A 25,880-nucleotide genomic window follows, 5' to 3' on the forward strand; every position below is an offset into this window, starting at 1 on the left:
GGCTCAGGCTATGGAACTCTTTACCTACTATCGCTCGACATCGTCCTTTCGGGTGCGCATTGCCCTGGCACTCAAAGGCCTGGATTACCAGGCACTGCCGGTCAATCTGATCGCGCCGCAGGGGGGCGAACACAAGCAACCGGCTTATTTGCAGATCAACCCGCAAGGCCGGGTTCCGGCCTTGCGCACCGATGAAGGCGAGTTGCTGATCCAGTCCCCGGCGATCATCGAGTACCTGGAAGAGCGTTATCCGCAGGTGCCGCTGCTGTCCAAGGACCTGGCCAAACGCGCGCATGAGCGAGCGGTGGCGTCGTTGATTGGCTGCGACATTCATCCGTTGCATAACGTCAGCGTGCTCAATCAACTGCGCCAACTCGGTCATGATGAGCCGCAAGTGGTGCAGTGGATCGGCCACTGGATCACTCAGGGGTTGGCGGCGGTCGAGCAGTTGATTGGCGATGAGGGTTACTGCTTTGGCAGTGCGCCGGGGTTGGCGGATGTCTACCTGATCCCGCAGCTGTATGCGGCCGAGCGGTTCAACATTTCTCTTGAGGCTTATCCGCGGATTCGCCGGGTGGCGGCGCTGGCGGCGCAGCATCCGGCCTTCATCAAAGCCCATCCGGCGAATCAGCCCGATACCCCGAAGTAACGCCAAACCTGCAGGCGCAAGTGCCTGGAGCCAGTCGGCGAATACCTTGTGGGAGCGAGCCTGCTCGCGATGGCGGCCTGACAGTCAAGATTGATCTTGAATGTGATGGCCTCATCGCGAGCAGGCTCGCTCCCACAGGTCCTGCGCCTTATCTCGCTCGCCGACCTTAGTTAAACTCATCCCCAATCGGATACCGGCTGGCGTTGAGGCTTTCCTTGATCTTGCGCAGGTGCGGCTGGAAGTCGACGCCGCGGCGCAGGGTCATGCCGGTGGCGAGCACGTCGAGTACCGTCAGCTGGATAATCCGCGAGGTCATCGGCATGTAGATGTCGGTGTCTTCCGGCAGCGGGATGTTCAGGCTCAGGGTGCTGGCCTTGGCCAGTGGCGAACCTTCGGCAGTCAGGCCAAGCACCGAGGCACCGTTCTCGCGGGCAATGCGCGCCACTTCCACCAGTTCACGGGTGCGTCCGGTGTAGGAAATGATCACGAACAGCTCACCGGTATGGGCCACCGACGCAATCATCCGCTGCATCAGCACGTCGGCGTGGGCGGTGACCGCCAGGTTGAAGCGGAAGAACTTGTGCTGCGCATCCAGGGCCACCGGGGCTGACGCACCGAGGCCGAAGAAGTGGATCTGCCGGGCCTGGATCAGCAAGTCCACGGCGCGGCTGATCAGGTTCGGGTCCAGTGCCTGGCAGGCGCTGTCCAGTGAAGCAATGGCGCTGCCAAAGATTTTCTGGGTGTAGGCTTCAGGATTGTCGTCCGCTTCCACCGCACGGCTGACATACGCCGCGCCGCTGGCCAGGCTTTGAGCCAGCTGCAGTTTGAGTTCCGGGTAGCCGCTGACACCGAACGAACGGCAGAAACGGTTGACCGTCGGCTCGCTGACCGAGGCGGCCTGGGCGAGGGCGGCAATACTGAAGCGAGTGGCCTGCTGTGGGTTGAGCAGGATGACTTCGGCGACCTTGCGTTCGGCCTTGTTCAGGTCTGCAAGGCGATTCTGGATTTGTTCCAGTAAATTTCGCACGCGGTCCATTCATGTTCCTTAGGTCGGCTATGCAGATTGGGCCTGTGAAGCGGCCCATAATGGTGACCTATCCTACTGATGGCCCCGACCGACCACCACTTGGAATCTGTATTTTGGAAAAATGTTGTGGTTATTACTACATTTTTCCTTGAGCGATGCCTTAAAAAAAGGTATTTGTAGCTTAACTTGATAAAAGAACAAACATCATGCCTTCGATTACGGTTGAACCGTGCACCTTTGCCTTGTTCGGCGCCTTGGGCGATCTGGCCCTGCGCAAGCTGTTTCCTGCCTTGTACCAACTTGATGGCGCCGGTCTGCTGCACGAAGACACGCGTATTATCGCACTGGCCCGTGAACCGGGCAGCGAGCAAGAGCATCTGGCCTTTATTGCCCGCGAGCTGCGCCATTACGTCGAGGACAAGGAACTCGACGAAGCCGTGGTCGAACGCTTCCTGGCACGTCTGACGTACCTGCATGTCGACTTCCTCAAGACTGACGACTATATCGCCTTGGCGGAACTGGCCGGCACGGCGCAGCGGATGATTGCCTACTTCGCGACGCCGGCTGCGGTGTACGGCGCGATTTGCGAGAACCTGGCGAAGGTCGGTCTGAGCGAAAATACCCGTGTGGTGCTGGAGAAACCGATCGGTTCGGACCTGGAGTCGTCGCGCAAGGTCAACGATGCGGTGGCGCGGTACTTCCCGGAAAATCGCACCTATCGCATCGACCACTACCTGGGCAAAGAGACGGTGCAGAACCTGATCGCCCTGCGTTTCGCCAACAGCCTGTTCGAAACCCAGTGGAACCAGAACTACATTTCCCACGTGGAAATCACCGTCGCCGAGAAGGTCGGGATCGAGGGCCGCTGGGGTTACTTCGACAAGGCCGGCCAGCTACGGGACATGATTCAGAACCACCTGCTGCAGCTACTGTGCCTGATCGCCATGGACCCGCCCGCCGACCTCTCGGCCGACAGCATCCGTGACGAGAAAGTCAAAGTGCTCAAGGCGCTGGCGCCGATCAGCCCGGAAGGCCTGACCACTCAGGTCGTGCGCGGCCAGTACATCGCCGGTCACAGCGAAGGCAAGTCGGTGCCGGGTTATCTGGAGGAAGAAAACTCCAACACCCAGAGCGACACCGAAACCTTCGTCGCCCTGCGTGCCGATATTCGCAACTGGCGTTGGGCCGGCGTACCGTTTTACCTGCGTACCGGCAAGCGCATGCCGCAGAAGCTGTCGCAGATCGTCATCCACTTCAAGGAGCCGTCGCATTACATCTTTGCCCCCGAGCAGCGCTTGCAGATCAGCAACAAACTGATCATCCGCCTGCAGCCGGACGAAGGTATTTCCTTGCGCGTGATGACCAAGGAACAAGGTCTGGACAAGGGCATGCAGCTGCGCAGCGGCCCGTTGCAGCTGAATTTTTCCGATACCTATCGCAGCGCGCGGATTCCCGATGCCTACGAGCGGTTGTTGCTGGAAGTGATGCGTGGCAATCAGAACCTGTTTGTCCGTAAAGATGAAATCGAAGCCGCGTGGAAATGGTGTGACCAGTTGATCGCCGGATGGAAGAAGTCCGGTGATGCGCCCAAGCCGTACGCGGCCGGGTCCTGGGGACCGATGAGCTCCATTGCACTGATCACGCGGGACGGGAGGTCTTGGTATGGCGATATCTGAATTCAAACTGCCTCAGGGCGTCAGCGCCCATGAGTTTCGCAGCCCTGTGCTGCTGGCCGAAGGCCTGGCACTGACGGTGGCCAAGCAACTGAGCGACGCGATTGATGCGCGGGGCACCGCGACGCTGGTGGTCTCCGGTGGACGCAGCCCGGTGGCGTTTTTCCAGCACTTGGCCAAACAGGCGCTGGATTGGTCGAATGTGGTCGTCAGCCTGGCCGACGAGCGTTGGGTACCCGTGGAGCACGCCGACAGCAATGCCGGTCTGCTCAAGCGCTACCTGTTGCAAGGTCCGGCGGCCCAGGCGCAGTTCCTGAGCCTCTATAGCGCTCAAGCGAACCTTGAGCAAGCTGCGCAGCACGCCGACCGCTTGCTTGCCGAGTTGCCGACAATCGACGTGCTCGTGCTGGGGATGGGCGACGACGGTCACACCGCTTCGTTGTTCCCCAACAGCCCGAACCTGGCCGAAGCCTTGCGGGTCGACGGCACACGCCGTTGCTGGCCGATGCTGGCGCCGACCGTGCCGCATCAGCGCCTGACCATGAGCCGCGCGCTGCTGGCCTCGGCACAGTTCACTGTTCTCTCGATTTCCGGTCAGTCCAAGCTGACCACCCTGAGTGCCGCACTGGCCGGTGACGATGTCGCCGCAATGCCGATTCGCGCGTTTCTGCAACCCACGTTAGAGATTTACTGGTGCCCATGAGCCAAGGATCAGCCGCTATGACAAACACCCAACCGACCGTTTCCATGGCGGACAAAGTTGCCCTGATCGATAGCCTCTGCGTCAAGGCGCGGATTTTGCCGGTGATCACCATTGCTCGCGAGCAAGACATTTTGCCGCTGGCCGATGCCCTGGCGGCGGGTGGGTTGACGGCCCTGGAAGTGACCCTGCGTTCGCAGTTCGGTCTCAAGGCCATTCAGGTTCTGCGTGAGCAGCGCCCGGAGCTGGTCACCGGTGCCGGCACCGTGCTTGATCGCAACATGCTCGCCGCCGCTGAAGCCGCGGGTTCGCAGTTCATCGTGACGCCAGGCATTACCCGTGACCTGCTGGAAGCCAGCGTTGCCAGCCCGATTCCTTTGTTGCCGGGTATCAGCAATGCCTCCGGGATCATGGAGGGCTACTCCCTGGGCTATCGCCGTTTCAAGCTGTTCCCGGCGGAAGTCAGCGGTGGTGTGGCAGCGATCAAAGCCCTTGGCGGCCCGTTCGGCGAAGTGCGCTTCTGCCCGACTGGCGGTGTTGGCCCAGCCAACATCAAGAGCTACATGGCGCTGAAAAACGTAATGTGCGTCGGCGGTAGCTGGATGCTTGATCCTGAGTGGATCAAGAACGGCGACTGGGCACGCATTCAGGAGTGCACCGCCGAGGCGCTGGCCCTGCTGGACTGATTGGTTTTACCGGCTGTTTTTACGCAGAATCGTTGTAGTTGTGTTCTACGGCTTTACGGCGCACTTGGTCGGTGCGCCGTTTTTTTTGCCTACAGAAAATCTACGATTTTTTTCGTTCTAACCCCCGTAGCAGCTGCCGAGCCCGCGAGGCTGCGTTCGGCCGCGCAGCGGTCGTGAAATCAGGCAACGCGTTTTTCCAGGCAAACCGCGTATGCAGGATTTGCGAGGACTTCGTCCTCGAACGCAGCCTCGCGGGCTCGGCAGCTGCTACGGACGTAGTCCTTCACCGTATTTCAACGTTGTGTAGATACCTATGCTTCAGAGGCATACATAGTTACCGCAACCCACCCCGGAGAGCTCTTTATCCTGCGAGCAACTTATGGAAGAGAGCGACTCATGGACGAAAACGCAGCAATCACGGCACCCGAGCCAGTCTGTTTATTGGCCCCTGAACAGATCGCCGGCCCTTACTTCAGAAACCCCAGGTTGATCCGAAGGAACATCAGTGAAGGCGCCAGTGGCATTCCCTTGCTGCTCAAACTGAGCCTCATTGATGTCAAAAATGGCGAGCCGGTGACGGATGCCCTGGTGGACATCTGGCACTGCAATGCGCGAGGGGCCTATTCGGGCTGGAGCAAGATCGATCCGGATAAAGAGGTCGATGTCGGCGATATCGGCTCAGTCCCGCGTACGGATGACGACACTTACCTGCGCGGTGGGCAATTCACCGACCGCAAAGGTGTTGTCAGGTTTACCACGATTTATCCGGGCTTCTATGCAGGGCGAAGCGTGCACATCCACGTTGCCGTTCGAATCGTTTCCGGCAGCAATTACCTGGACGCACGGCACGTGGCCTGGGTCGGCCAACTGTACCTCCCCGAAGTGACGTCACGTCCGGTACTGGGCGCCAAAGACTATTCCGGGCGCAGTATTGCGCCGCTGCGCAACGATCAGGACGAGCTCTTTACCCGGATGCATGGGGAGGACTCGATATTGAACGTCCACACCATTGGCCGTGATTCCTGGGAAGACGGTTTTTTCGGGCAGTTGACCATTGGTATCGACAAGCACGCGATGTCCGCACAAATCAAACCCGAAGACTTCGACATCTATACCGTGTGAACACCGGGGTTGCGGTCAAACCCCGGTGCACATCGCCGCACATCAGCTCAGATCGATCAGTGCTTGAGCTACCCGATGCATGTCCCGTGCGGTGCTGGTCAGGCCCGGTGTAATGCGAATGCAGGTGCCGCACGCTGAGCCGCTGCGGGCTACGGTGAACAGGCTGTACTCGTTGAGCAGACGGTCGACCATCGCTTGCTGGTCGGCCTGCCGGGTGAAACGCATCGAAGTGATGCCGCAATACAGTCGCTGGTCATCCGGGGTCATGACTTCAATGCCCGGCACGTCGCGAACAGCCTCGACCCACAGATTGCGCAGGTAATTGAGTCGCGCACCTTTGGCGGCCGCGCCGCCGATGGAACGATGCTCTTCGAACACCAGTGGTAACGTCAGTAACGCCGGGATGTTGGGTGTGCTGTAAGGCGTGCGCGAGCGGATGTCGGTGACCGGGAAATGAAACTCGCCCATGTCGGGATCAATATCGGCCAGGCGCTGTGGGGCGATGTAGATGAACCCCAGGGTCAGTGGCGCGCCGATCCATTTGTGCAGGTTGTAGCCGGCAAAGGAGATACCCAGATCATCAAGGTTGAATTCGATCTGGCCGAGGGCGTGGGCACCGTCGAGGATTACATCGACCCCGTGCTCTTTGGCCGCGGCGGCGATCGCCTTGACCGGCATCACCAGACCGGTGCGATGGGTGACGTGGGTCAGCGCCATCAGCTTGAGCCGTGGGTAACGCACGAACGCCTCGCGGTAGCTGGCGACCAATGATTCGAAGCTGGCGGGATGGGAATGCTCGATCTCGATCACTTCGACACCGCGATGGTGTGCCAGCCAGCGCATCGCACTTTTGACCGTGTCGTATTCCAGATCGCAGAGCAGGACCTGATCACCCGGCTGTAAACCGTTGTAGTTGCGAATCAGCGATTGCAGCGCGTCCGAGGCGCTGCGGGTCAGGGCAACCGCTTGCGCGGGTACCCGTAAGAGTTCGGCCAACTGCCCGCGTATTTCCACGCTTTCAAGCTTTTCGAAACGCTGGCGCACATGCACCGAGTTGCTACGGTTGATGAGTTCGATGTTGCGCTGATATTCCTCGACGACGGTGCGCGACATGCGGCCGAAGTAACCGTTTTCCAGGTTGATGGGACCTGGCTGGACCTCGTAGCGGTCGGCGAACGTCTGCCAAAAGGCTTCATCATGGGCGCGGCGGGTGTTTTCGGGCATGGAGCGACTCGTGAAGGGGATCAGTGGCGAGGTTTGGGTTTGCCGTGCTTGGCGCGCAGCGGGTCGAGCAAGTCGGACAGGCCGTTGTGATCGATTTCCTGCATCAGGGCCAACAAACCACCCAACTCACCCTGGGGGAAACCCTCGCGGGCGAACCAGTTCAGGTATTGTCCGGGCAGGTCGGCAATGATGCGACCCTTGTATTTGCCGAAGGGCATTTCGCGGGTGACCAGCAGTTCGAGCTTTTCGGGATTCATCGATCAGTCGTCTTGATTCATACAGTCTGTAAAAAACGCCAGTCAGTCTGGCGTTTTTTGTGCCTTGAATGGCTCGCTCCCGGTCCCGGGCGTGGCACTCGGAACGGGAGCGATCGGCATCAGCCAATGCTGATAGCCGGCAATGTTGGCAGGGTCACGGTCTGCTGTTTGCGCGGTGCGAGGATCTCGGCTTCACCATCCACGACTAGCTCATCGCGCTGGTTGAATACCCGAGTGGCGATGCGCACGCGGAACTTCGGCAGCTTCTCGAGGATTTCCAGGCGTACGGTCAGGGTGTCGCCGATCTTCACAGGTTTCTGAAAGCTCATTTGCTGACCGATATAGATAGTCCCCGGCCCAGGCAGCTCGCAGGCGACGGCGGCGCTGATCAGTGCACCGCTGAACATGCCGTGGGCGATACGCTCCTTGAACATGCTCGCCGCGGCGAACTCGGCGTCCAGGTGCACCGGGTTGTGGTCGCCGGACATCGCCGCGAACAACTGAATGTCGCGCTCTTCGACGGTCTTGCTGTAGCTGGCGGTCTGGCCGACTTCGAGGGCTTCGTACGGGGTATTGGTAACCTGGGTCATGTGTCTTGAATCCTGTGACGAGTTAAGTGAAATAACCAAGCATTATTCGGTTCTGGGCGGCCGGCGATGGCTCAGTGCCTGGGCCAGCCAGTTGAGCAGGTCCGCGGTCACTTCATCGCGGTTGCTCTCGTTGAACAGTTCGTGCCGGGCCTGCGGGTAGATGTTCAGTTGCATACACTGGTTACCGGCCTCGCGCAGCGCATGGGCCAGAGCCTTGAGACGTTTGCCTTCGCTCACCGGATCACATTCACCGCCGATCACCAGCAACGGCAGGCCCGGATCGATCTGGGCGAGATTGGACGCTTTGCTGATTTGCTGCAAGCCGCCGAGCAGGTCGATCCACAGCTGGTTGGTGCAACGGTAGCCGCAGAGCGGGTCGTGGACGTATTTGTCGACTTCGGCCGGGTCGCGGCTGAGCCAGTCGAACGCGGTGCGATGAGGCTTGAAGGCCTTGTTGAATGAACCGAACGACAACCACTCGATCAACGCACTGCGACCGGTAGCGCCCTGGCGCCAGCGTTCGAAACGCGCAATCAGGCTCGCCACGCGGTACAGCGCCACCGGCTGGAAGTTCGAGCCACTGAGCACCGCGCCGTAGAGGCTGGCACTGTGATGCAGCAGGTAGGCCTGGGCGATGTAGCTGCCCATGCTGTGGCCGAGCAGCACAATCGGTGTGCCCGGATGGTGTTGGCCGATGTGCTGATTGAGGCAGGCCAGGTCTCCGACCACTTTGCGCCAACCGTCCTTGTCCGCAAAATGCCCGAGCACACCGTTTTCGGCGGTTTTGCCATGGCCGCGCTGGTCCGGCGCATAGACGCCGTAGCCCTGGGCACATAAAGCCTGCGCCAGACGCGCATAACGGGCGCTGTGTTCAGCCATGCCGTGGGACAGCAGGATCACCGCGTTAAGCGGGCCTTCAGGCAGCCACTGGTTGACGAAAAGTCGACTGTGGTCACTCGCGGTCAACCAGAAAGTGTCGTGGATCATGGCGATTCCTTTGCACGGTTTTGTTTAGGCGCGGCGTCGTTGCATTGTATAACTCATCAACCGTAGGGCGTGCGATGTGGGTGTCCCTCAGCAGCAAGATTCACATTATCAATGAGGCTCGTGCGCATATTTGCCTGAATCGCCATAACTGCTAGTGTCCCAGAAGCCCCGCTTTTCAGCGTCACAGAGATGCGGCCCCGGATTCGCTCAGGTAAAGAGGATAAGAACAATGCAACCTGATTTCTGGAATGACAAACGCCCGGTCGGCGTACCCAATGATATCGATCTGGGTGCCTACAAGTCGGTGATCGAGGTGTTCGAGCGTTCCTGCAAGAAATTCGCTGACCGTCCGGCGTTCAGCAACATGGGCGTGACGCTCACCTACGCGGAGCTTGAGCGCTACAGCGCGGCCTTCGCCGGCTACCTGCAAACACAGACTGACCTGCTGCCTGGCGATCGCATCGCGGTGCAGATGCCCAATGTCCTGCATTACCCGATTGCCGTGTTCGGTGCACTGCGAGCCGGCCTGGTCGTGGTCAATACCAATCCGCTGTACACCGCGCGTGAGATGCGTCACCAGTTCAAGGATTCCGGTGCCCGGGCGCTGGTGTACCTGAACATGTTCGGGCAGAAGGTCCAGGAAGTCCTGCCCGACACCGAGATCCAGTACCTGATTGAAGCGAAGATGGGCGATCTGATGCCGACCGCCAAGGGTTGGCTGATCAACACCGTGGTCGACAAGGTCAAGAAAATGGTGCCGGCCTACGACCTGCCGCGGGCGATTTCCTTCAAGAGTGCGTTGCGCCTGGGCCGCGGCCAGAGCATCAAGCCATTGAAGGTCAGCCTCGACGATGTCGCCGTGCTGCAATACACCGGCGGTACCACTGGCCTGGCCAAGGGCGCGATGCTGACCCACGGCAACCTGGTCGCCAACATGCAGCAGGCCCGTGCCTGTCTCGGCCAGTTCGGCAGCGATGGCAAACCGCTGTTGCGTGAAGGTCAGGAAGTGATGATCGCGCCGCTGCCGCTGTACCACATCTATGCCTTCACGGCGAACTGCATGTGCATGATGGTGACCGGCAACCACAATGTGCTGATCACCAATCCGCGGGATATCGCCGGCTTCATCAAAGAACTGAAAAACTGGCGGTTCTCGGCGCTGCTGGGGCTTAACACGCTGTTCGTCGCACTGATGGATCATCCGGACTTCAAGACCCTGGACTTCTCCAGCCTCAAATTGACCAACTCCGGCGGTACCGCGTTGGTCAAGGCTACCGCCGAGCGCTGGGAACAAATGACCGGTTGCCGGATCACCGAAGGCTACGGCCTGACCGAAACCTCGCCGGTGGCCTGCACCAACCCGTATGGCGACAAATCACGGATTGGCACGGTCGGCCTGCCAGTGCCGGGCACTACGTTGAAAGTCATCAACGACGAAGGCGTCGAGCAGCCCTTGGGTGAGCGCGGCGAGCTCTGTATCAAGGGCCCGCAGATCATGAAAGGTTACTGGCAGAAGCCCGAGGCCACCGCCGAAGTGCTGGATGCCGAGGGGTGGTTCAAGTCCGGCGACATTGCGGTGATCGACCCCGATGGTTTTGTGCGGATTGTCGATCGCAAGAAAGACATGATCATTGTCTCGGGTTTCAACGTGTACCCGAACGAGATCGAAGATGTGGTCATGGCGCACCCGAAAGTTGCCAACTGCGCGGTGATCGGTGTGCCGGACGAACGCTCCGGGGAAGCGGTGAAACTGTTTGTGGTGGCGCGTGAAGCGGGTATCAGCCTTGAAGAGCTGAAGGCCTACTGCAAGGAAAACTTCACCGCCTACAAGGTGCCCAAACACATCGTGCTGCGCGAGTCGCTGCCGATGACACCCGTGGGCAAGATATTGCGACGGGAGCTGCGCGATATCGCGTAATTCCTGAAGGCTGCGCTTCGCGCATTCGCGGGCAAGCCCGCTCCCACAGGGATCAACGGTGACCTTGTGGGAGCGGGCTTGCCCGCGATGCTTTTTGGGGGGTGAAACGCCGATTCCAGAGGGGTTTAAGGTCTGTATAGAACCTTTACTCTAAAATTGACTATTGAATTGTCTTGAGTCATGAAAGTGACTATAGGGGCTTTCTTTGGCTCTAGTAGGCCCTTGGCAAAGCTGCTACTCTCGGCGCGCTTTGTGACTTCTCGGCCTATGTAAAAGCCGGATCCATCAACAAAAAGTCATCAATACAAAACACACACCAATAATAATCGCATCAAATGCGGTGAAGAATTCGCGTTGCTGAGGAGTGGGCTTCCATGATCGAAGACTTTTGGAAGGATAAGTACCCAGCTGGAATTGCTGCCGACATCAATCCAGACGAGTATCCGAATATTCAGGCAGTGTTAAAGCAATCCTGCCAACGCTTCGCCAACAAACCGGCCTTTAGTAACCTCGGCAAGACACTCACCTACGGTGAGCTGTACGAATTGTCGGGTGCTTTTGCCGCTTACCTGCAACAGCATACCGATTTGCAGCCAGGCGATCGAATCGCCGTGCAACTGCCAAACCTGCTGCAATACCCGGTCGCCGTGTTTGGTGCTATCCGCGCCGGCTTGATCGTGGTCAACACCAACCCGCTGTACACCGCGCGGGAAATGGAACACCAATTCAACGATTCCGGCGCCAAGGCGCTGGTGTGCCTGGCGAACATGGCGCACCTGGCCGAGACCGTGGTGCCCAAGACGGGCGTCAAGCACGTTATCGTCACCGAAGTGGCCGACCTGCTGCCACCGCTCAAGCGCCTGCTGATCAACAGCGTCATCAAGTACGTGAAGAAGATGGTCCCGGCGTTCCATCTGCCCAAGGCCGTCAAGTTCAATGACGTGTTGAGCAAAGGCCACGGCCAGCCCGTGACCGAAGCCAACCCGGCCAGCAGCGACGTTGCCGTGCTGCAATACACCGGCGGCACCACCGGCGTGGCCAAGGGTGCAATGCTGACCCACCGCAACCTGGTGGCGAACATGATGCAGTGCAGGGCACTTATGGGTTCCAACCTGAATGAAGGTTGCGAAATCCTCATCACGCCGCTGCCGCTGTACCACATCTATGCCTTCACCTTTCATTGCATGGCGATGATGCTGATCGGCAACCACAACATCCTGATCAGCAACCCGCGCGACCTGCCGGCGATGGTTAAGGAGCTGTCGAAGTGGAAGTTCAGCGGTTTTGTCGGCCTGAACACCTTGTTTGTGGCTCTGTGCAACAACGAAGCGTTCCGCAAGCTGGATTTCTCAGGCCTGAAAATCACCTTGTCCGGTGGCATGGCCCTGCAACTGGCCGCTGCCGAACGCTGGAAAGCGGTGACCGGTTGCGCCATCTGCGAAGGCTACGGCATGACCGAAACCAGCCCGGTGGCCACCGTCAATCCAAACCAGAACATTCAGGTGGGCACGATCGGTATTCCGGTGCCGTCGACCCTGTGCAAAGTCATCGATGACGCCGGCGTTGAACAGCCGCTGGGCGAAATCGGTGAACTGTGCGTGAAAGGTCCGCAAGTGATGAAGGGCTACTGGCAGCGCCAGGAAGCCACCGACGAGATCCTCGACAGCGAAGGCTGGTTGAAGACCGGTGACATCGCGCTGATCCAGCCAGACGGCTACATGCGCATTGTCGATCGCAAGAAAGACATGATTCTGGTCTCCGGTTTCAACGTCTACCCGAATGAGCTTGAAGACGTGCTGGCCACCTTGCCGGGCGTGCTGCAATGCGCGGCCATTGGCGTGCCGGACGAGAAGTCGGGCGAGGCGATCAAGATTTTCATCGTCGCCAAACCGGGTGTCACCCTGACCAAAGAGCAGGTGATGACGCACATGCGTGCCAACGTCACCGGCTATAAAGTGCCGAAATCCGTCGAATTCCGCGATGCACTGCCGACCACCAACGTGGGCAAGATCCTGCGTCGTGAGTTGCGCGACGAAGAGCTGAAGAAGCTCGGCGTGAAGAAGGTAGGCGCGTAAAACAAAAGCCCCGCAGATGCGGGGCTTTTTGTTTTCAGCGATACCTGGATTGCCTTTGTGGCGAGGGGGCTTGCTCCCGCTCGGCTGCGAAGCAGTCGTCATTCAGATACTGAATAGACGCCGCTTGGTTTTGGGGACGCTTCGCGTCCCAGCGGGAGCAAGCTCCCTCGCCACAGGGATCGACGCTTACAGGCGGAACGGCGCGAAATTGACGTTGGTACCGGCCGGGCGCATGTCCTGAAGGTACGAGTCCTTGTCGGCGCTCAGTTCCAGGCTCAAGGCTGCCTTGCGCTTGCCTTCATTGCGCACTACCAGGCCTTCGAGCTTCTCGCGCAGGAACACTGTCGGCACTTTCAGGTGCAGCAGTTCGTCGGTGGCTGGCGTGTGCATCAGCAGATGAACCCATTCGTACTGACCAATGGCCAGACGAGCCACCGGGATATCAAACCACCAGATATTGCGGTTGCGGTTCAATTCGCTGAAATGGCAGTTGTTGACGCCAAGCACTGCACCGCCGAGTTCCTGGTTTCTGCGGGCAATGGCCTGCTTTTTATCGAGTTTCATAACGTTCCTACGGGATTGGATCTTCAGCGCCACGGCCTGAATACGTTGCGCATTCTCGGGGGTTGGCTGGCAAACATAAAGCCCAACCTGTCTTTGCTGATGAAATGACTTGATGAAAATAAATGAAACGTTGTGCAACGCCCACCTGCGGATGGCCGTTTTCATGGCGACTATGGTTAATTAACTCCCCTGCGAAATTGTCTCAAAGCTGCCAAACAGGTTACTTTGATGTAGAAAACGGCCCTTGAGTCGCCCCCGACTTCAACCTTTTTGCGGCGAAAGGAGACGCTATGATATTCCCGGATTTGAAAGGCTTGCCCCTGCACCGCGTGATGTTGCGCACCGTCACCGAGTTCATCGATGACGAGATGTCGACGTATGCCTCGGCGCTGGCCTATCAGATGTTGTTCTCGTTGTTTCCCTTCATTCTGTTTCTGATTGCCCTGATCGGTTTCCTGCACCTGCCGGACTTCTTTACCTGGCTGCGCCTTCAGTCGGAACTGGTATTGCCGCCGCAAGCGCTGGAGCAAGTGAACCCGGTGATCGACCAGCTCCAGCAATCCAAGGGTGGATTGCTCTCGGTGGGTATCGTCATTGCCCTGTGGACCGCCTCGGCAGGTGTGCGGTTGATGATGAGCGCGATGAACGCCGCCTACGATGTGGTCGAAGGCCGGCCGATCTGGAAGCGCTTTCCGCTGTCGGTTTTCTACACCGTGGGTATCGCCGGCATGCTGCTGGTCGCTGCAGCATTGATGGTGCTGGGGCCACAGGTGATGGAATGGATTGCGTCGCAGATCGGCATGGAAGAGTTCATCGTCACCCTATGGACGATTTTGCGCTGGCCGGTGATCGTGGTCCTGCTAATGGTCGCAGTCGCATTGATGTACTACGTGATGCCTGATGTGAAGCAGAAGTTTCGCTTCATAACCCCAGGCTCGGTGCTGGCTGTGGTGGTGTGGATCATCGCTTCCCTGGGCTTTGGTTTTTACGTCAAAACCTTCGCCAACTACAACGCCATGTATGGCAGTATCGGCGCGATCATCGTGCTGTTGCTGTACTTCTATATTTCCGCTGCGGTGCTGTTGCTTGGCGCGGAGATGAACGCGGTGATCGATCACATGTCGACCGAAGGCAAGAATCCTGGCGAAAAGGACTTCGGCGAACACGACGAAAAACAACACGTTTCGGGACTGGGCCGGGACCACTCGCTCAAACCGACCACTGACGAAGCCTGACGATGATCCGTGAAATTCTCAAAATGGGCGATGAGCGCCTGCTGCGCATCGCTGCGCCGGTACCGGCCGACATGTTCGACAGCCCCGAGCTGTGGCAGTTGATCGACGACATGTTCCAGACCATGGAAAGCGTCGGCGGCGTTGGCCTGGCGGCCCCGCAGATTGGTGTCGACCTGCAACTGGTGATCTTCGGCTTCGAACACAGCGAACGTTACCCGGACGCCGACGCCGTACCGCAAACGATCCTGATCAATCCGTTGATTACCCCGCTTGATCCGACGCTGGAAGAGGGCTTCGAGGGTTGCCTGTCGGTGCCGGGACTGCGCGGTGCCGTGGAGCGTTATCAGCACATTCGCTATGAAGGCCTCGATCCCAAGGGCGAGCCGATCGTACGAATTGCCTCGGGTTTCCACGCCCGTGTGGTGCAGCACGAATGCGATCACCTGATCGGCCGGTTGTACCCGTCGCGGATCACTGACTTTCGCAAGTTCGGGTTTACCGAGGTGATGTTCCCAGACTTGGACCCCGCGGCAGACGACTAAACCGGGCTGATCCCCAACACTCGGCCCATGGCAATCATCGGCTTGCTGCGGTTGTAGCGAGCCAGACGCTCGGCCAGTGCATAGGGCAGCAATGGGTTTGCAGTGAAACCATTGCGTTCATAAAAAGCGCGCAAGTCCGGGTGGCAGAACAGCCACACCGGTGCCGTGATCGGCAATAGCGCCTGGGCCATCAACGCCGCCGCAATACCTTGTCCCCGCAAGGCCGGGTCGACAAATAGCCCCGTCAACCAAAACCCCTCTGCCATTGGCCGTAAACAGAGCCCGGCGATGATCTCGCCGCGCTTGCCCACCCACAGTTGAGCGTCGCGAACGGCTTTCATCGATGACTGATGAGTACGGTAGAACTTGTTCAGCAAAGGCCACAGCGGCTCGGCAAGCTGGGTGTACTGGGTGTTGGGCATGTGCGAGAGGGTCACTGCGAAAAATGCGCCTATTATAAAAGAACCAACGCTGCGAGATAGGTGTATACCTGATCTCATATTCCCAGTTGATGGAGCGTGCATCATGAGCAAAGGCATGGATTCGAAGAAAGCGGCGAAAAAGAAACCGACCAAGACCGCCGTTGAAAAACGCGCTGACAAAAAGGCCAAAAAGGTCGGTGTGTTCGGGCACTGAGCCCGCTTTGACGGAGCCCGGCAATCGGGCTCCGCGTTCACTTCCAAGCAAATAACCCATCGATCTGCAAGATTTCCCTGCGCCGCTGCACAGAAGGGGATAAGGCCAACATTCGTCTGTTGGCTTATCCTCTTCTGAGCCGAGCCATGCCCCATTACCTTGATCAAAACCTGCGTGAAGAAATCGAAACCCTGCGCCGAACGTTTGCCGGTCGCAGCGAATGGCCGACCTGGCTGCTGCTGATCGGCGTCTACGCTGCCTGGTTTGGCGTGCTGCTGGCCAGTGCCTGGCTGGGAGTGTGGCTGAGTACGTTGCTGTTGATACCGATTGTAGTGCTGTGGATGTCGGTCCAGCATGAGCTGCTGCATGGGCACCCGACGCGCTTTACTGCGTTGAACAAACTCCTCGGCTACGCGCCTTTTGCGGTCTGGTATCCGTACACCCTGTACCGCGACAGCCACCTTGTGCATCACCGTGACGAAGACTTGACGTTACCGGGCCGCGACCCAGAAAGTCGCTACGTGAGTGCACAGCAGTGGCAGGGCAGTTCAGTGTTCGAGCGTAGCTTGCTCTGGCTGAACAAAACCGTGCTGGGGCGTTTCGCCGTCGGTGCGCCGCTGGCTTTGCTGGCGCTGGCCAGAGAGGAGTTCCAGCGCCTGCGCCAGGGGGATCGCCAGGCCTGGTTGATGTGGCTGACCCACGGCGCGTTGACCGTGCTGATGCTGGCGTTCATCGCTCGGTACAGCATTGTTCCCGTCTGGCATTACCTGTTGTTGATCAGCGTGCCGGCGTTGTCGGTAGGGGCGATCCGTTCCTACTATGAACATCGCCCGCATCCCGAGTCGCAAAAACGCACCGTGCTCAACGAGGCGGCGTGGCCTTGGCGCTGGTTGTTCCTCAACCTGAACCTGCACCTGGTGCATCACGATCTGCCGGGCTTGCCGTGGTTCTATTTGCCGCAGGTCTATCGCGCGCGGCGCGAGCAATGGCAGGCACGCAGTGGCGGGTTTCTGGTGAGCGGCTATGGTGAGCTGTTGCGTCAGCACGGGCTCAGGCCCGTGGACAGCCCTCAGCATCCTTTCAGTTGAGAACCGAGCATGACTTCAGGTTTTGCAGAGTTACTGATGTACGTCGCCCCCGAGCCCATACGCCTGGCTAATGAACGATGGCTGGGCCGCATCGTCGAGCGGCTCGGCGCCACCCGCTTGAGTGCTGAAGGCCTGTCGTTGATGGCGCTTTGGCGGGCGCCACACTTGCTGCTCACTCAGACCTGTGGCTACCCACTGATGACGGCGTTGCGCGGGCAGGTGCGGGTGATTGGTCGACCACGCTATGAACTGCCCGACAGCAGCGGCGGTAGCCATTGCAGCGTGCTGCTGATCCGTGCCGATGACCCGCGCCGGACCTTGCCGGCGCTGCTGGGTTGTCGAGCGGTGATCAATGGCGAGGACTCCAACAGTGGTATGAATCTGCTGCGCCACCGCATCGCTCCGTTGCAACGCAATGGTCAGTTTTTCTCCGGCGTCGCGGTCAGCGGCAGCCACCGGGAAAGCATGCGCTGGCTGCGAGACGGGCGCGCGGACCTTGCGGCCATCGACAGCGTGACCTTTGCTTATCTGGCGCGGCATGCGCCGCAGGAAGTCGAAGGCTTACAGGTGGTGGCGCGCAGTGCATTCAGCCCGACCTTGCCGTATATCGGCCTCGCAAGCCTGACGGATGATCACGTCGAGCACCTTCGCGAGGTGATGAATCAAACGTTGAATGAACTGCCTGAGGTGACTGAGACCCTGGGGCTCAGCGAGGTTTTACCGGCCACTGAAAGCGACTACCAGATCATCCTCGATTACCAGCAAGAGGCCGAAGAACTTGGGTTTGGACACTTGCGCTGAGGGTTGAAGCGAGCGCGGGGCAACGTGAACATTTATATTTCTAAAAAATATATAAAAATAGTTTTTAAGTATTATTAAAGAATAAGGCTCCTTGCTAGGATCGCTGCACCGGACCACCGGACATCCAGCGCAACCCTATTTATTGGAGCCTCCATGTCCGGCACCGACCTTTCTCACAGCGAATACGTGGGCGGATTGTTTCGCAGTCATTATGTTTGGCTGTGCAGTCGCTTGCGCGGCTACCTCGACGCGGGCATCAGCGCCGAAGACGTCGCCGCCGAGGCCTTTGTGCAGCTCCTCGACTCGCCGAACCTGGCGCCGATCCAACAGCCCCGTGCCTTGCTGACCACCCTGGCTCAGCGGGTGATTTATCGTCTCTGGTACCGACGGGACCGCGAGCGCGTACACCTCGATCAGTTGCAGCACATTCAGCCAGGCCTTGGGCCGTCACCGGAAGACTTGACGCAGCAGTGGCAGACCCTGAGCGTTCTCGATCAGGCGCTTGACCGCTTGCCGGGCAAGGTCAGGGCGACGTTCCTGTTATCGCGGCTCGAAGGCCTGACTTACCCGCAAATTGCCACCGAACTGGGCATCTCCCAGCGTTCGGTCAGCGTCTATATGACCCGCTGCCAGGCGCTTTGCCAGCGCAACGCCCATCAACTATTGCTCACACCCCCCACTTTGCAGAGGTCCGCATGAGATCAATCAAAACCTGGCTCGGCAGTTCGCTGCTGGTCTTGAGCCTTGTGGCGACACAGGCTCGCGCCGCAGAAAATGTCGCGCCCATCCACTTTGGTGACATCACCTGGGAAAGCGGCAGCCTGATCACCGAGATCCTGAGGTTGATCGTCGAGAAAGGTTACGGCTACCCGACCGACACGCTGCCGGGCAGCACCGTCAGCCTTGAAACGGCACTGGCCAAGGATGACATTCAGGTCATCGGCGAGGAGTGGGCCGGGCGCAGTCCGGCCTGGATCAAGGCTCAGGCCGAAGGCAAAGTGTTCGGCCTGGGCGATACGGTCAAAGGCGCCACCGAAGGGTGGTGGGTGCCGGAATACGTGGTCAAGGGCGACCCTGAACGCGGGATCAAACCGCTGGCGCCGGAGCTGAAATCGGTGGCTGATCTGGCGCGCTACAAGGACGTGTTTCGTGATCCGGAAGACCCGACGCGCGGGCGTTTCCTGAACAGCCCGACCGGTTGGACGTCGGAGATCGTCAACAGCCAGAAGCTCAAGGCTTATGGCCTGACCGAGAACTTCGTCAACTTTCGCACCGGCTCGGGCGCGGCGCTGGATGCAGAGATCAGCTCGTCGATTCGTCGTGGCAAACCGGTGCTCTTCTACTACTGGTCACCGACACCGTTGTTGGGACGCTTCAAACTGGTAAAGCTCGACGAACCGACCTTCGACGCCGAGGCCTGGAAGACCCTGGCCGACGTCAACAACCCGCACCCCAAAGGGACGCGTTCGATGCCGGCCAACCTGGCCATCGGCGTCTCGGCACCGTTCAAGGCCCACTACCCGGATCTGGTGGCGTTCTTCGAGAAGGTTGATGTGCCGATCGATTTGCTGAACCAGACCCTCGGCCAAATGAGCGAAAAACACCAAAAACCGCGTGAAGTCGCACAAGCCTTCCTGCGCGAACAACCGCAGGTGTGGCAAGGCTGGGTGCCGGCGCAGGTCGCGACGAAAGTCAGCAGCAGTTTGTGACGCAGTTGTGGGTGGGCGGTGAGTCTTCAGGCGTGCGCCACTTCCGCCGCCAGCGCTTCGCCCACGGCGGGCCGTGAGCCAATCCGCGCCTGAAAACGTTCCAGCGACGGCCATTGCTTCAGGTCGATATCAAACAAAGAAGTCCAACGCAGCACAGTGAACAGATAGGCGTCAGCGATGCTGAAGCGCTCGCCCAGCAGGTATTCCTGTAGTTCCAGTGTCTGGGTCAGAACGGCAAACCGCTTGAACAGTTTCTCCTTGAAGAGCGCTTTTACCTCATCAGGAAACTGCGCATTGAACAGCAGTCCCAGGCCACCGTGAATCTCACTCGAAATGAAGTTCAGTAGTTCCTGCAAACGCACTCTTTCCCAGGATCCGCACGCCGGTGCAAGGCCGGCAAGGGGGCGAAGATCGGCCAGGTATTGCAGGATTGCCGGTCCCTCGGTCAGCACATCGCCGTTATCCAGTTGCAGCGCTGCGACATAGCCTTTCGGGTTGATCGCAAGAAAGTCGGCGCCGTCCCGGGTCTTCTTGGTGCGGTTGTCGACGCGGACCAGTTCGAATGCCAGTTGCAGTTCGCGCAGAACAATGTGCGGTGCGAGGGAGCAGGCTTGAGGCGAAAAGTACAACTTCATGATCAGGGCTCTAGGTGAGGATTTTGATCAGTGTCATAGTCGCCCGCGCACTTCGTACAATTAATCTTTCAGACATCAGCCATAAGGACAGCTACTGCCATGATGAACCTGATGCATTGGCGGATGCTGGTGGCCATCGCCGACACGGGCAACATCACCCGCGCAGCCGAGCAGGTTGGCATGACTCAGTCGGGCGCCAGCCAGGCGTTGGCGCTGCTTGAGGACATGCTCGGCGTTCAACTGTTTGTCCGGGAAAACCGTCAGACCTTGCCGACCGCCGTCGGTGCGCAAGTGATCGAACAGGCGCGGGTGATGCTCCAGGCTCTCGGGATCATCCGGGCCACTACCGATGCGGCTCGGGATATTCAGCGTGGCACGATCCGCCTGGCCAGTTTCCCGATGGTGCTCGCGACTTTTCTGCCGCCACTGTTACGCCAGTTCAAACAGCTTTACCCCGGTATTCAGGTGGTAGCGCTGGAGGTTAGCGACAACGAAGTCGAAGCCTTGCTCAGTACTGGCTTGATTGATCTGGGCGTGGTGCTCAATCCGCCACCTGAGCGCAATGCCGGAATATTGGGGCGCGATACCTGGGTCGCGGTGCTGCCGATTGCGAATCCATTGGCTCGCCGAACCCACGAGCACGGGTTGATGCTGGCGGAGTTGGTCGAACAGCCGTTTGTGTTGGCCACGGGTGGTTGTAGCGTCAATGCCCGCAGCCTGGCAGCGGATGCTGGCCTGGCGCTGCTTGATGTACGGGTTGAAGTTCGAGAGTGGGGCAGTGCGTTCACGCTGGTTCGGGAAAACGTCGGGGTGACGCTGGTTCCGGAAATGACCTTGCCGACCCATCGCAAGGGGTTGCGGGTGCTGCCATTGGCGGTGCCCGTTCATCGAGAGTTTGCGCTGGTCGCCACACCGCTCAGGGAACCGTCTGCGGCGGTACAGGCGCTGCTGGCGATGCTCCAACCTGCGGTTATCTGACCGTCGGTAAAGGATGGCCTATTGATGGCCTTGCATCCGTAGCGTTGCTGTCTATGCTCACTCGTAACTACTTATGTCGGTTGAAATATGAAGCATGAAAGTGTCAATGCCTCAGGCTGATTGTGCTTGAGTCAGCGCTTTGTGGCCGGCAGTAAGTTGAACGGTGAATCGTGGGTAAGAGTGCGCAACTAAAGGCACCCCGGTGAAAGGGAATGTTTATTAGAGGGAGTTACTTGTGAATGTTGGGTCGGCCCCCTGTGCGGGGCGTCAAGAAAAGGATGGCTTGATAAGGGCGTTGCTTTAAGGACTCTCCGATTAAACATCATTTATCACCTGACACTTATCCTTATGTTGAGGATGCGTTTGCCTGTTCTGTGAAGAGTCGTCGTAGTCCGGTGAAAGACTAGGAACTTCCGTTAATCAAAAGACAGTGCTGAAGGTGATACCACCATGTTTAATCTACATCACAAGTCGGATTTGCTTGAGATAGAGCGATTCAGCTGCGCGTTGACTGAGGCCAATGCCAAGTTGGCGGCGGTCAGCCGCACCATGGCAATGATCGAGTTTGACGCCACTGGCGTGATCCTTGAGGCCAACGAAAACTTCTGCAAGGCCGTCGGCTATTCCATCGAGGAGATTCGCGGCAAGCATCACCGGATATTTTGTGAAGAGGATTACGCCAAAAGTGAAGACTACCAGCGGTTCTGGCGCGAGCTGGATCGTGGCGAGCCCAACAGCGGAACATTCTTGCGCTTGAATAAGGCTGGCAAGGAAGTCTGGCTTGAGGCCAGTTACATGCCGGTGATCGGGGCGGATCGGCGCGTTCGTAGTGTGATCAAGGTAGCGGCGGACATCACCGACCGAGTCAATAAAGAGCATGAAAACCAGAGCCTGGTGAATGCCCTGGGCCGCTCCATGGCGGTGGTCGAATTTTCCCCCGACGGCAGGGTTATTACCGCCAACGATAACTTCTTGCAGACCATGCACTATTCGCTTAACGAAATAGTCGGCCAGCATCACAGCATGTTCTGTCACCGATCCGTCAGTGAGTCCCCGGCCTACAAGGCATTCTGGGCTTCGCTCAATCGCGGCGAGTACCATTCCCGCCGGTTTGAGCGGGTTGATAAATACGGCCGCATGGTCTTTCTCGAAGCCTCGTATAACCCGATCTTCGACGCCAAGGGCCGCTTGTACAAAGTGGTCAAGTTTGCCAGTGACATCACTTCGCAAATGACGACATTGCAGACCGCTGCCGAGTCGGCCCATTCAACCTCGGTGCAAAACGACGCTTGCGCCCAGAAAGGCTCTCAGGTGGTGCAGCAGACCGTGCAGATCATCGAAGAGATCTCCAGGGATCTCAACGAAGCGGCCCTCAGCATCGATGCGGTCAGCAAACAGTCCGACATCATCGGCACCATTGTTCAGACCATTCGCGGCATTGCCGATCAGACCAATCTGCTGGCACTCAACGCCGCCATTGAAGCGGCGCGGGCCGGCGAACATGGACGAGGGTTTGCAGTGGTTGCCGACGAGGTGCGCAGCCTGGCGGCACGTACCAGTCAGGCGACACTGGAAATTGTCGACGTGGTGCGCAAGAACCACGATTTGTCCTTGAGTGCAGTGTCGAGCATGCAATCAAGTTTGAGCCGTACTGGACTTGGCGTGGAGTTGGCGAATGAAGCGGGAGAGGTGATCCTGGAAATTCAACAGGGTTCACGGCATGTGGTAGACGCCATCAGTCAGTTCAACTCGACGTTGCAACTTAATTAAAATCTCGCGTAACTAAAAAGGGTGCTCGATCAAGTGCTACGACTGGGTCGAGCCCCCTTTTGGCCGATCTCGCGCGCCTTTTAAGCGTGCCTGCGAAGCGGGTTGTTCAGACGACCCACGATGTCGAGCGCGCTGTCGAGCAAACGCATACGCACGAAGGACTTGGCCGGCCAGTCCTGTTCAAGCAAGGCCGATCGCTCGTTTGCCCAGCGCTGTGGCTCGACCCGTTCGCGCAGATTGTCAAAGCAGTCACTGACGTGGCTGGCCAACTCATTCCATAGCGTATCTTCCGGCACCTTCCAATGCCGAGCGCAGAGCAGCGTCAGTTCTCCGAGATGGCACATGAAGGTGGTGTGCAAGAGTTTGTCGCGCACGAAGTCCGCATCGTCATACAGCGTCATCTGCGGGTCATGCAACTGAAGGTCGAGGCCTTGCCGATGCAAGGTCTGGCGGTGAATCCTGATGTCGCCGAAGTCACGCACCATCAACCGGCTCAACTGCCCCTCGGCACTCATTACCATGAAGCTGTTCTGCTGGTGGGCCTCGAATGCTACCCCGTAAAGCAGGTACAGACCGAGTAATCCGGGAACGGCGATCGATAGATAGTCACGGAAAAAACGCAGCAGATCCGGCCTGCTGTCACCCCCTTGGGCCAACCTGACCCACTGGCGCAGCAACGGTTGTCCGTGCTCATCGAGGGCGAACAGGCTGCCAACGGGCACGGCCATTTCACCTGGCTGCAACAGGCTCGACGGATTGTCCCGATAAAGCACCGCCAGATGCCGGGAGCGTTCGTCATCCGCCGGTTGCGGCGCGTAATGCACGCCGATTCGTTCCGGCACGATGTTCAGCACGGCGCGGATCTGCGGCTCTCGCTCGAGCATTCGCAGCACTAAACCGCTGACCCTTGGCCCCATGCGCGCCGAGCGTGGTGAAAGGGTGCGCTGCACGCTGGTCAGTCGCAACGCCACCGGCAGTTTGACCATCGGTGAACAGCGGTCCGTATCGGGCACCACGGTGCGAAACGACAGGGTGGGCTGACCGTTGAACGCAATGAGGGTGGTCACGACCAGCAGGTGATCGGCAATCTCGCGTGCAAACGAGCGCGGCAGCTCCTCAGCGGCTTGCCACGGATGGACGGGGAGGGGCAGGTAGTCATCCGGGTCCAGGCCTCTGGCCAGAAGGCACTGGGTCAATTGTTCGGCCGCGAGGGGGAAATGCCCTTGCCACCAGTCGCGGTACTGCTCAGGTCCGCTCAACGATTCGACGTGAGCCCACTGTCGATGCAAAGCGCACAGGACGACAGGCACGCAGGCTTCGAATTCGGGTGATAGAGCGATGACCTCGGTGGTACTCAAACCCAGCTTGGTTTTGTAGTTAGGGTGCCAGGGATGACCCAGCGTGCCCCACTGCTCAAGCACCGATGTCGGGTTCTGCCGGGCGGGGTTGCCCTTGAGCCAGGTCAGCAGGTTATCGCCATCGGCATGCTTGAACTGTTCGCGAAGTTGCCGGCTCCAGCCCTGGTGAAAGGCCTGGCACAAGGTGGCGTTGCAGAAGCTGTCATCCAGCTCTTCGGCCAGCCGAGCGAGCACTTCGGGTGGCGGCAAAGGGTCAAGTTGCGCACTGAGCACGTTCAGCAACTGTGAAGGAAACAGCAGCTTTTGTGCCGGGCATTCAGAGCGATGCAAGGTGATGCTGCCCTGTATGTCCCAGCTGTTCATCCGCGCCGGGGTGAGCCCTTCGAAACAGAGTCGGGCACCATCGGGCAGCGTGAGCCAATACACCGAGCCATCGGCTTGCAAGGCGTTGGGATTGAGCAGGCCTTCGCGTAGCAGCGCTTGCAACAAGCGCTGAAAGCTTGCGCGGGCGCTGAGCTCGAGCGTATCGGCCAGGTGGCCGAGGTTTATCTGGCGAGACGTGAATGCCTCGGTCGCCAGGGCTTCGCTCCAGCGTGAGAGTAACCATTGCTGTTTTTGCGGGTCCATGTGCATGACAGACGACTCCTTGGGGCGATTAAAAGCAGCTCCAAAGAGGCTATGGCATGCGCGAAAAAATTGATGGCAAGCATTTCCGGCAAGTGTGTGAGACGCATCCTATGGTGTTGGCGGGAAGGTCCGAGAGCGGTTGGCGCGAGGCATTTCGCTCATTGTCGGGCGAGGTATTCAGAGGGGCGCGATGAGGATATCAAACAGCTGGAACGCATCATCTACCGGCTCATAGCCAAGCACCCGCGTGGTTTCGCTCAGGTCCAGACGCTTGAAGCGGTTATTGGAAATCCCGTGACCGATCAGGTGCTGCACACCTTCAACCTCCACTGAGCGCTGGAGTAGCTGCACCGCGTCGCGCGGGCTGAGCCATGCACTCAGGTCCCGGGCATTGGTCAGTTCATGACGATCCGGGAACTCGAATGCGCCAATGCGCAGCGCGATAGTCGACAGACCACGCTTGGCCGCATAGAAAGCACACAGGGCTTCGCCATAACATTTGCTGACACCGTAAAGATTGGCAGGCATGACGGGCATGCCCGGTGTGATCTGCCGGTCCACTGGGTAGCCTTCGATGGTTTGTGCGCTGCTGGCGAACACCAACCGTTTGCAACCGGCCGTCACGGCGGCCTCAAACAGATACGTGGTAGCCAGGATGTTGTTGGGTAACAACTCGTCGAACGATGCCGTGGCGTGGGGAATGCCGGCCAGGTGCACGATGACGTCGATGCCTTCGAGCACGGCACCGACGGCTGCCGCGTCACTCAGGTCGAGGCAGAGAAACCGATGCGGCGCGTCGACCGTGAAACCGGGCTCGACCCGGTCGGTGAGGACGAAGGTGTAGCGGTCCTTCGAAGCCTCGAAAAAAGTTTTGCCAATTCTGCCGCAGGCGCCGGTCAGCAGTACCTTGAGTCCGTTCATGTCTGTCTCTTTCTGGGGAGGAGTCGAGCGTCTGGAATCTATCAGCCCCCCTGCAATGGGCGATCTTAAATACTCGATAGTGCGCTTAAGCTCGCCGGCTCGGATGCG

The 25,880-nt window shown here is 58.9% G+C and carries 24 protein-coding genes and 2 pseudogenes; 16 read left to right on the forward strand and 10 right to left on the reverse strand.

What is annotated here, in order from left to right:
* Positions 1 to 10 precede the first annotated feature (10 nt).
* Positions 11 to 649 carry a maleylacetoacetate isomerase gene (gene maiA, locus NTD87_RS02395; protein WP_262111615.1) on the forward strand — a complete coding sequence of 213 codons (639 nt, stop codon included), beginning with the start codon at positions 11 to 13 and terminating at the stop codon, positions 647 to 649.
* Positions 650 to 815: 166 nt separating this feature from the next.
* On the opposite strand, the gene NTD87_RS02400 is transcribed toward maiA, so the two are convergent.
* The gene (locus NTD87_RS02400) at positions 816 to 1,676 is read right to left on the reverse strand and encodes a MurR/RpiR family transcriptional regulator (RefSeq protein ID WP_178098709.1); all 861 of its coding nucleotides are present in this window, start codon (positions 1,674 to 1,676) and stop codon (positions 816 to 818) included.
* A gap of 206 nt (positions 1,677 to 1,882) precedes the next feature.
* Here NTD87_RS02400 and zwf point away from each other — a divergent pair, with 206 nt between their 5' ends.
* The 4 genes from zwf to NTD87_RS02420 all read left to right on the forward strand — a co-directional run bounded on the left by zwf (position 1,883) and on the right by NTD87_RS02420 (position 5,857).
* A complete protein-coding gene (gene zwf, locus NTD87_RS02405; protein WP_262111616.1) occupies positions 1,883 to 3,352 on the forward strand; it encodes a glucose-6-phosphate dehydrogenase in 1,470 nt (489 codons plus the stop codon).
* Positions 3,339 to 4,052: a 6-phosphogluconolactonase gene (gene pgl / locus NTD87_RS02410; RefSeq protein ID WP_262111617.1), complete on the forward strand. Its 714-nt coding sequence runs from the start codon at positions 3,339 to 3,341 to the stop codon at positions 4,050 to 4,052. Before zwf ends, pgl begins: the two co-directional genes overlap by 14 nt.
* Positions 4,053 to 4,069: 17 nt before the next feature.
* On the forward strand, positions 4,070 to 4,735 hold the full coding sequence (locus tag NTD87_RS02415; protein ID WP_262111618.1) for a bifunctional 4-hydroxy-2-oxoglutarate aldolase/2-dehydro-3-deoxy-phosphogluconate aldolase: 666 nt from the start codon (positions 4,070 to 4,072) through the stop codon (positions 4,733 to 4,735).
* Positions 4,736 to 5,131: 396 nt separating this feature from the next.
* The gene (locus NTD87_RS02420) at positions 5,132 to 5,857 is read left to right on the forward strand and encodes an intradiol ring-cleavage dioxygenase (protein WP_262111619.1); all 726 of its coding nucleotides are present in this window, start codon (positions 5,132 to 5,134) and stop codon (positions 5,855 to 5,857) included.
* A gap of 42 nt (positions 5,858 to 5,899) precedes the next feature.
* Here NTD87_RS02420 and NTD87_RS02425 read toward each other — a convergent pair whose 3' ends face one another.
* The 4 genes from NTD87_RS02425 to NTD87_RS02440 form a co-directional block, all read right to left on the reverse strand.
* The gene (locus NTD87_RS02425; RefSeq protein ID WP_262111621.1) at positions 5,900 to 7,081 is read right to left on the reverse strand and encodes an aminotransferase class V-fold PLP-dependent enzyme; all 1,182 of its coding nucleotides are present in this window, start codon (positions 7,079 to 7,081) and stop codon (positions 5,900 to 5,902) included.
* 20 nt (positions 7,082 to 7,101) lie between these two features.
* On the reverse strand, positions 7,102 to 7,338 hold the full coding sequence (locus tag NTD87_RS02430; RefSeq protein ID WP_262111622.1) for a DUF3820 family protein: 237 nt from the start codon (positions 7,336 to 7,338) through the stop codon (positions 7,102 to 7,104).
* 119 nt (positions 7,339 to 7,457) lie between these two features.
* Positions 7,458 to 7,928: a MaoC family dehydratase gene (locus NTD87_RS02435; RefSeq protein ID WP_071553717.1), complete on the reverse strand. Its 471-nt coding sequence runs from the start codon at positions 7,926 to 7,928 to the stop codon at positions 7,458 to 7,460.
* Between the two features lie 42 nt (positions 7,929 to 7,970).
* A complete protein-coding gene (locus NTD87_RS02440) occupies positions 7,971 to 8,915 on the reverse strand; it encodes an alpha/beta hydrolase (RefSeq protein ID WP_262111626.1) in 945 nt (314 codons plus the stop codon).
* Between the two features lie 229 nt (positions 8,916 to 9,144).
* Between NTD87_RS02440 and fadD2 the strand changes: the two genes are divergently transcribed.
* The gene (gene fadD2 / locus NTD87_RS02445; RefSeq protein ID WP_262111627.1) at positions 9,145 to 10,833 is read left to right on the forward strand and encodes a long-chain-fatty-acid--CoA ligase FadD2; all 1,689 of its coding nucleotides are present in this window, start codon (positions 9,145 to 9,147) and stop codon (positions 10,831 to 10,833) included.
* A 374-nt stretch (positions 10,834 to 11,207) separates the two neighbouring features.
* Complete coding sequence (gene fadD1 / locus NTD87_RS02450) at positions 11,208 to 12,908, forward strand: long-chain-fatty-acid--CoA ligase FadD1 (protein WP_262111628.1); 1,701 nt, start codon at positions 11,208 to 11,210, stop codon at positions 12,906 to 12,908.
* A gap of 186 nt (positions 12,909 to 13,094) precedes the next feature.
* On the opposite strand, the gene NTD87_RS02455 is transcribed toward fadD1, so the two are convergent.
* A complete protein-coding gene (locus NTD87_RS02455; protein ID WP_262111630.1) occupies positions 13,095 to 13,472 on the reverse strand; it encodes a hypothetical protein in 378 nt (125 codons plus the stop codon).
* Between the two features lie 290 nt (positions 13,473 to 13,762).
* On the opposite strand from NTD87_RS02455, the gene NTD87_RS02460 reads away from it, so the two are divergent.
* Both NTD87_RS02460 and def read left to right on the forward strand, forming a co-directional pair.
* Complete coding sequence (locus tag NTD87_RS02460) at positions 13,763 to 14,707, forward strand: YihY/virulence factor BrkB family protein (protein WP_262111631.1); 945 nt, start codon at positions 13,763 to 13,765, stop codon at positions 14,705 to 14,707.
* Positions 14,708 to 14,709: 2 nt separating this feature from the next.
* Positions 14,710 to 15,249: a peptide deformylase gene (gene def / locus NTD87_RS02465; RefSeq protein WP_262111633.1), complete on the forward strand. Its 540-nt coding sequence runs from the start codon at positions 14,710 to 14,712 to the stop codon at positions 15,247 to 15,249.
* On the opposite strand, the gene NTD87_RS02470 is transcribed toward def, so the two are convergent.
* Positions 15,246 to 15,671: a GNAT family N-acetyltransferase gene (locus tag NTD87_RS02470; RefSeq protein WP_262111635.1), complete on the reverse strand. Its 426-nt coding sequence runs from the start codon at positions 15,669 to 15,671 to the stop codon at positions 15,246 to 15,248. The two genes, def and NTD87_RS02470, sit on opposite strands and share 4 nt — an antisense overlap.
* A gap of 360 nt (positions 15,672 to 16,031) precedes the next feature.
* On the opposite strand from NTD87_RS02470, the gene NTD87_RS02475 reads away from it, so the two are divergent.
* The 4 genes from NTD87_RS02475 (at position 16,032) to NTD87_RS02490 (ending at position 19,483) form a co-directional block, all read left to right on the forward strand.
* The gene (locus tag NTD87_RS02475; protein WP_262111637.1) at positions 16,032 to 16,973 is read left to right on the forward strand and encodes a fatty acid desaturase; all 942 of its coding nucleotides are present in this window, start codon (positions 16,032 to 16,034) and stop codon (positions 16,971 to 16,973) included.
* A 9-nt stretch (positions 16,974 to 16,982) separates the two neighbouring features.
* Positions 16,983 to 17,774 (forward strand): phosphate/phosphite/phosphonate ABC transporter substrate-binding protein, encoded by a 792-nt coding sequence (locus NTD87_RS02480; RefSeq protein ID WP_262111639.1) that lies wholly within the window; start codon positions 16,983 to 16,985, stop codon positions 17,772 to 17,774.
* A gap of 153 nt (positions 17,775 to 17,927) precedes the next feature.
* Positions 17,928 to 18,473: a sigma-70 family RNA polymerase sigma factor gene (locus NTD87_RS02485; protein ID WP_262111641.1), complete on the forward strand. Its 546-nt coding sequence runs from the start codon at positions 17,928 to 17,930 to the stop codon at positions 18,471 to 18,473.
* Positions 18,470 to 19,483: an ABC transporter substrate-binding protein gene (locus NTD87_RS02490; RefSeq protein WP_262111642.1), complete on the forward strand. Its 1,014-nt coding sequence runs from the start codon at positions 18,470 to 18,472 to the stop codon at positions 19,481 to 19,483. The genes NTD87_RS02485 and NTD87_RS02490 overlap by 4 nt, the downstream gene beginning before the upstream one ends.
* A gap of 26 nt (positions 19,484 to 19,509) precedes the next feature.
* Here NTD87_RS02490 and gstA read toward each other — a convergent pair whose 3' ends face one another.
* Positions 19,510 to 20,118, reverse strand: coding sequence for a glutathione transferase GstA (gstA, locus tag NTD87_RS02495; RefSeq protein WP_262111643.1), 609 nt, complete (start codon positions 20,116 to 20,118; stop codon positions 19,510 to 19,512).
* 99 nt (positions 20,119 to 20,217) lie between these two features.
* Here gstA and NTD87_RS02500 point away from each other — a divergent pair, with 99 nt between their 5' ends.
* From NTD87_RS02500 to NTD87_RS27935, 3 genes and pseudogenes are all read left to right on the forward strand, one after another.
* A complete protein-coding gene (locus tag NTD87_RS02500; RefSeq protein WP_262111644.1) occupies positions 20,218 to 21,096 on the forward strand; it encodes a LysR family transcriptional regulator in 879 nt (292 codons plus the stop codon).
* A gap of 555 nt (positions 21,097 to 21,651) precedes the next feature.
* A pseudogene (locus NTD87_RS27930) lies at positions 21,652 to 22,320 on the forward strand (PAS domain-containing protein); the annotation flags it as partial.
* A gap of 114 nt (positions 22,321 to 22,434) precedes the next feature.
* Positions 22,435 to 22,866, forward strand: a pseudogene (locus NTD87_RS27935) (methyl-accepting chemotaxis protein); the annotation flags it as partial.
* A gap of 80 nt (positions 22,867 to 22,946) precedes the next feature.
* Here NTD87_RS27935 and NTD87_RS02515 read toward each other — a convergent pair.
* Together NTD87_RS02515 and NTD87_RS02520 are read right to left on the reverse strand one after the other, a co-directional pair.
* The gene (locus NTD87_RS02515) at positions 22,947 to 24,857 is read right to left on the reverse strand and encodes an IucA/IucC family protein (protein WP_262111645.1); all 1,911 of its coding nucleotides are present in this window, start codon (positions 24,855 to 24,857) and stop codon (positions 22,947 to 22,949) included.
* A gap of 171 nt (positions 24,858 to 25,028) precedes the next feature.
* The gene (locus NTD87_RS02520; RefSeq protein ID WP_262111646.1) at positions 25,029 to 25,772 is read right to left on the reverse strand and encodes an NAD-dependent epimerase/dehydratase family protein; all 744 of its coding nucleotides are present in this window, start codon (positions 25,770 to 25,772) and stop codon (positions 25,029 to 25,031) included.
* Between the last annotated feature and the right edge of the window lie 108 nt (positions 25,773 to 25,880).

This window comes from Pseudomonas sp. 6D_7.1_Bac1, assembly GCF_025465945.1.
Classification (GTDB): Bacteria; Pseudomonadota; Gammaproteobacteria; order Pseudomonadales; family Pseudomonadaceae; genus Aquipseudomonas.

Bases quoted from the DNA above. Each gene is read 5' to 3' on its own strand.
- maiA (WP_262111615.1), top strand. From the start codon at position 11: ATGGAACTCTTTACCTACTATCGCTCGACATCGTCCTTTCGGGTGCGC.
- zwf (WP_262111616.1), top strand. From the start codon at position 1,883: ATGCCTTCGATTACGGTTGAACCGTGCACCTTTGCCTTGTTCGGCGCC.
- pgl (WP_262111617.1), top strand. From the start codon at position 3,339: ATGGCGATATCTGAATTCAAACTGCCTCAGGGCGTCAGCGCCCATGAG.
- NTD87_RS02415 (WP_262111618.1), top strand. From the start codon at position 4,070: ATGACAAACACCCAACCGACCGTTTCCATGGCGGACAAAGTTGCCCTG.
- NTD87_RS02420 (WP_262111619.1), top strand. From the start codon at position 5,132: ATGGACGAAAACGCAGCAATCACGGCACCCGAGCCAGTCTGTTTATTG.
- NTD87_RS02425 (WP_262111621.1), bottom strand. From the start codon at position 7,081: ATGCCCGAAAACACCCGCCGCGCCCATGATGAAGCCTTTTGGCAGACG.
- NTD87_RS02430 (WP_262111622.1), bottom strand. From the start codon at position 7,338: ATGAATCCCGAAAAGCTCGAACTGCTGGTCACCCGCGAAATGCCCTTC.
- NTD87_RS02435 (WP_071553717.1), bottom strand. From the start codon at position 7,928: ATGACCCAGGTTACCAATACCCCGTACGAAGCCCTCGAAGTCGGCCAG.
- NTD87_RS02440 (WP_262111626.1), bottom strand. From the start codon at position 8,915: ATGATCCACGACACTTTCTGGTTGACCGCGAGTGACCACAGTCGACTT.
- fadD2 (WP_262111627.1), top strand. From the start codon at position 9,145: ATGCAACCTGATTTCTGGAATGACAAACGCCCGGTCGGCGTACCCAAT.
- fadD1 (WP_262111628.1), top strand. From the start codon at position 11,208: ATGATCGAAGACTTTTGGAAGGATAAGTACCCAGCTGGAATTGCTGCC.
- NTD87_RS02455 (WP_262111630.1), bottom strand. From the start codon at position 13,472: ATGAAACTCGATAAAAAGCAGGCCATTGCCCGCAGAAACCAGGAACTC.
- NTD87_RS02460 (WP_262111631.1), top strand. From the start codon at position 13,763: ATGATATTCCCGGATTTGAAAGGCTTGCCCCTGCACCGCGTGATGTTG.
- def (WP_262111633.1), top strand. From the start codon at position 14,710: ATGATCCGTGAAATTCTCAAAATGGGCGATGAGCGCCTGCTGCGCATC.
- NTD87_RS02470 (WP_262111635.1), bottom strand. From the start codon at position 15,671: ATGCCCAACACCCAGTACACCCAGCTTGCCGAGCCGCTGTGGCCTTTG.
- NTD87_RS02475 (WP_262111637.1), top strand. From the start codon at position 16,032: ATGCCCCATTACCTTGATCAAAACCTGCGTGAAGAAATCGAAACCCTG.
- NTD87_RS02480 (WP_262111639.1), top strand. From the start codon at position 16,983: ATGACTTCAGGTTTTGCAGAGTTACTGATGTACGTCGCCCCCGAGCCC.
- NTD87_RS02485 (WP_262111641.1), top strand. From the start codon at position 17,928: ATGTCCGGCACCGACCTTTCTCACAGCGAATACGTGGGCGGATTGTTT.
- NTD87_RS02490 (WP_262111642.1), top strand. From the start codon at position 18,470: ATGAGATCAATCAAAACCTGGCTCGGCAGTTCGCTGCTGGTCTTGAGC.
- gstA (WP_262111643.1), bottom strand. From the start codon at position 20,118: ATGAAGTTGTACTTTTCGCCTCAAGCCTGCTCCCTCGCACCGCACATT.
- NTD87_RS02500 (WP_262111644.1), top strand. From the start codon at position 20,218: ATGATGAACCTGATGCATTGGCGGATGCTGGTGGCCATCGCCGACACG.
- NTD87_RS02515 (WP_262111645.1), bottom strand. From the start codon at position 24,857: ATGCACATGGACCCGCAAAAACAGCAATGGTTACTCTCACGCTGGAGC.
- NTD87_RS02520 (WP_262111646.1), bottom strand. From the start codon at position 25,772: ATGAACGGACTCAAGGTACTGCTGACCGGCGCCTGCGGCAGAATTGGC.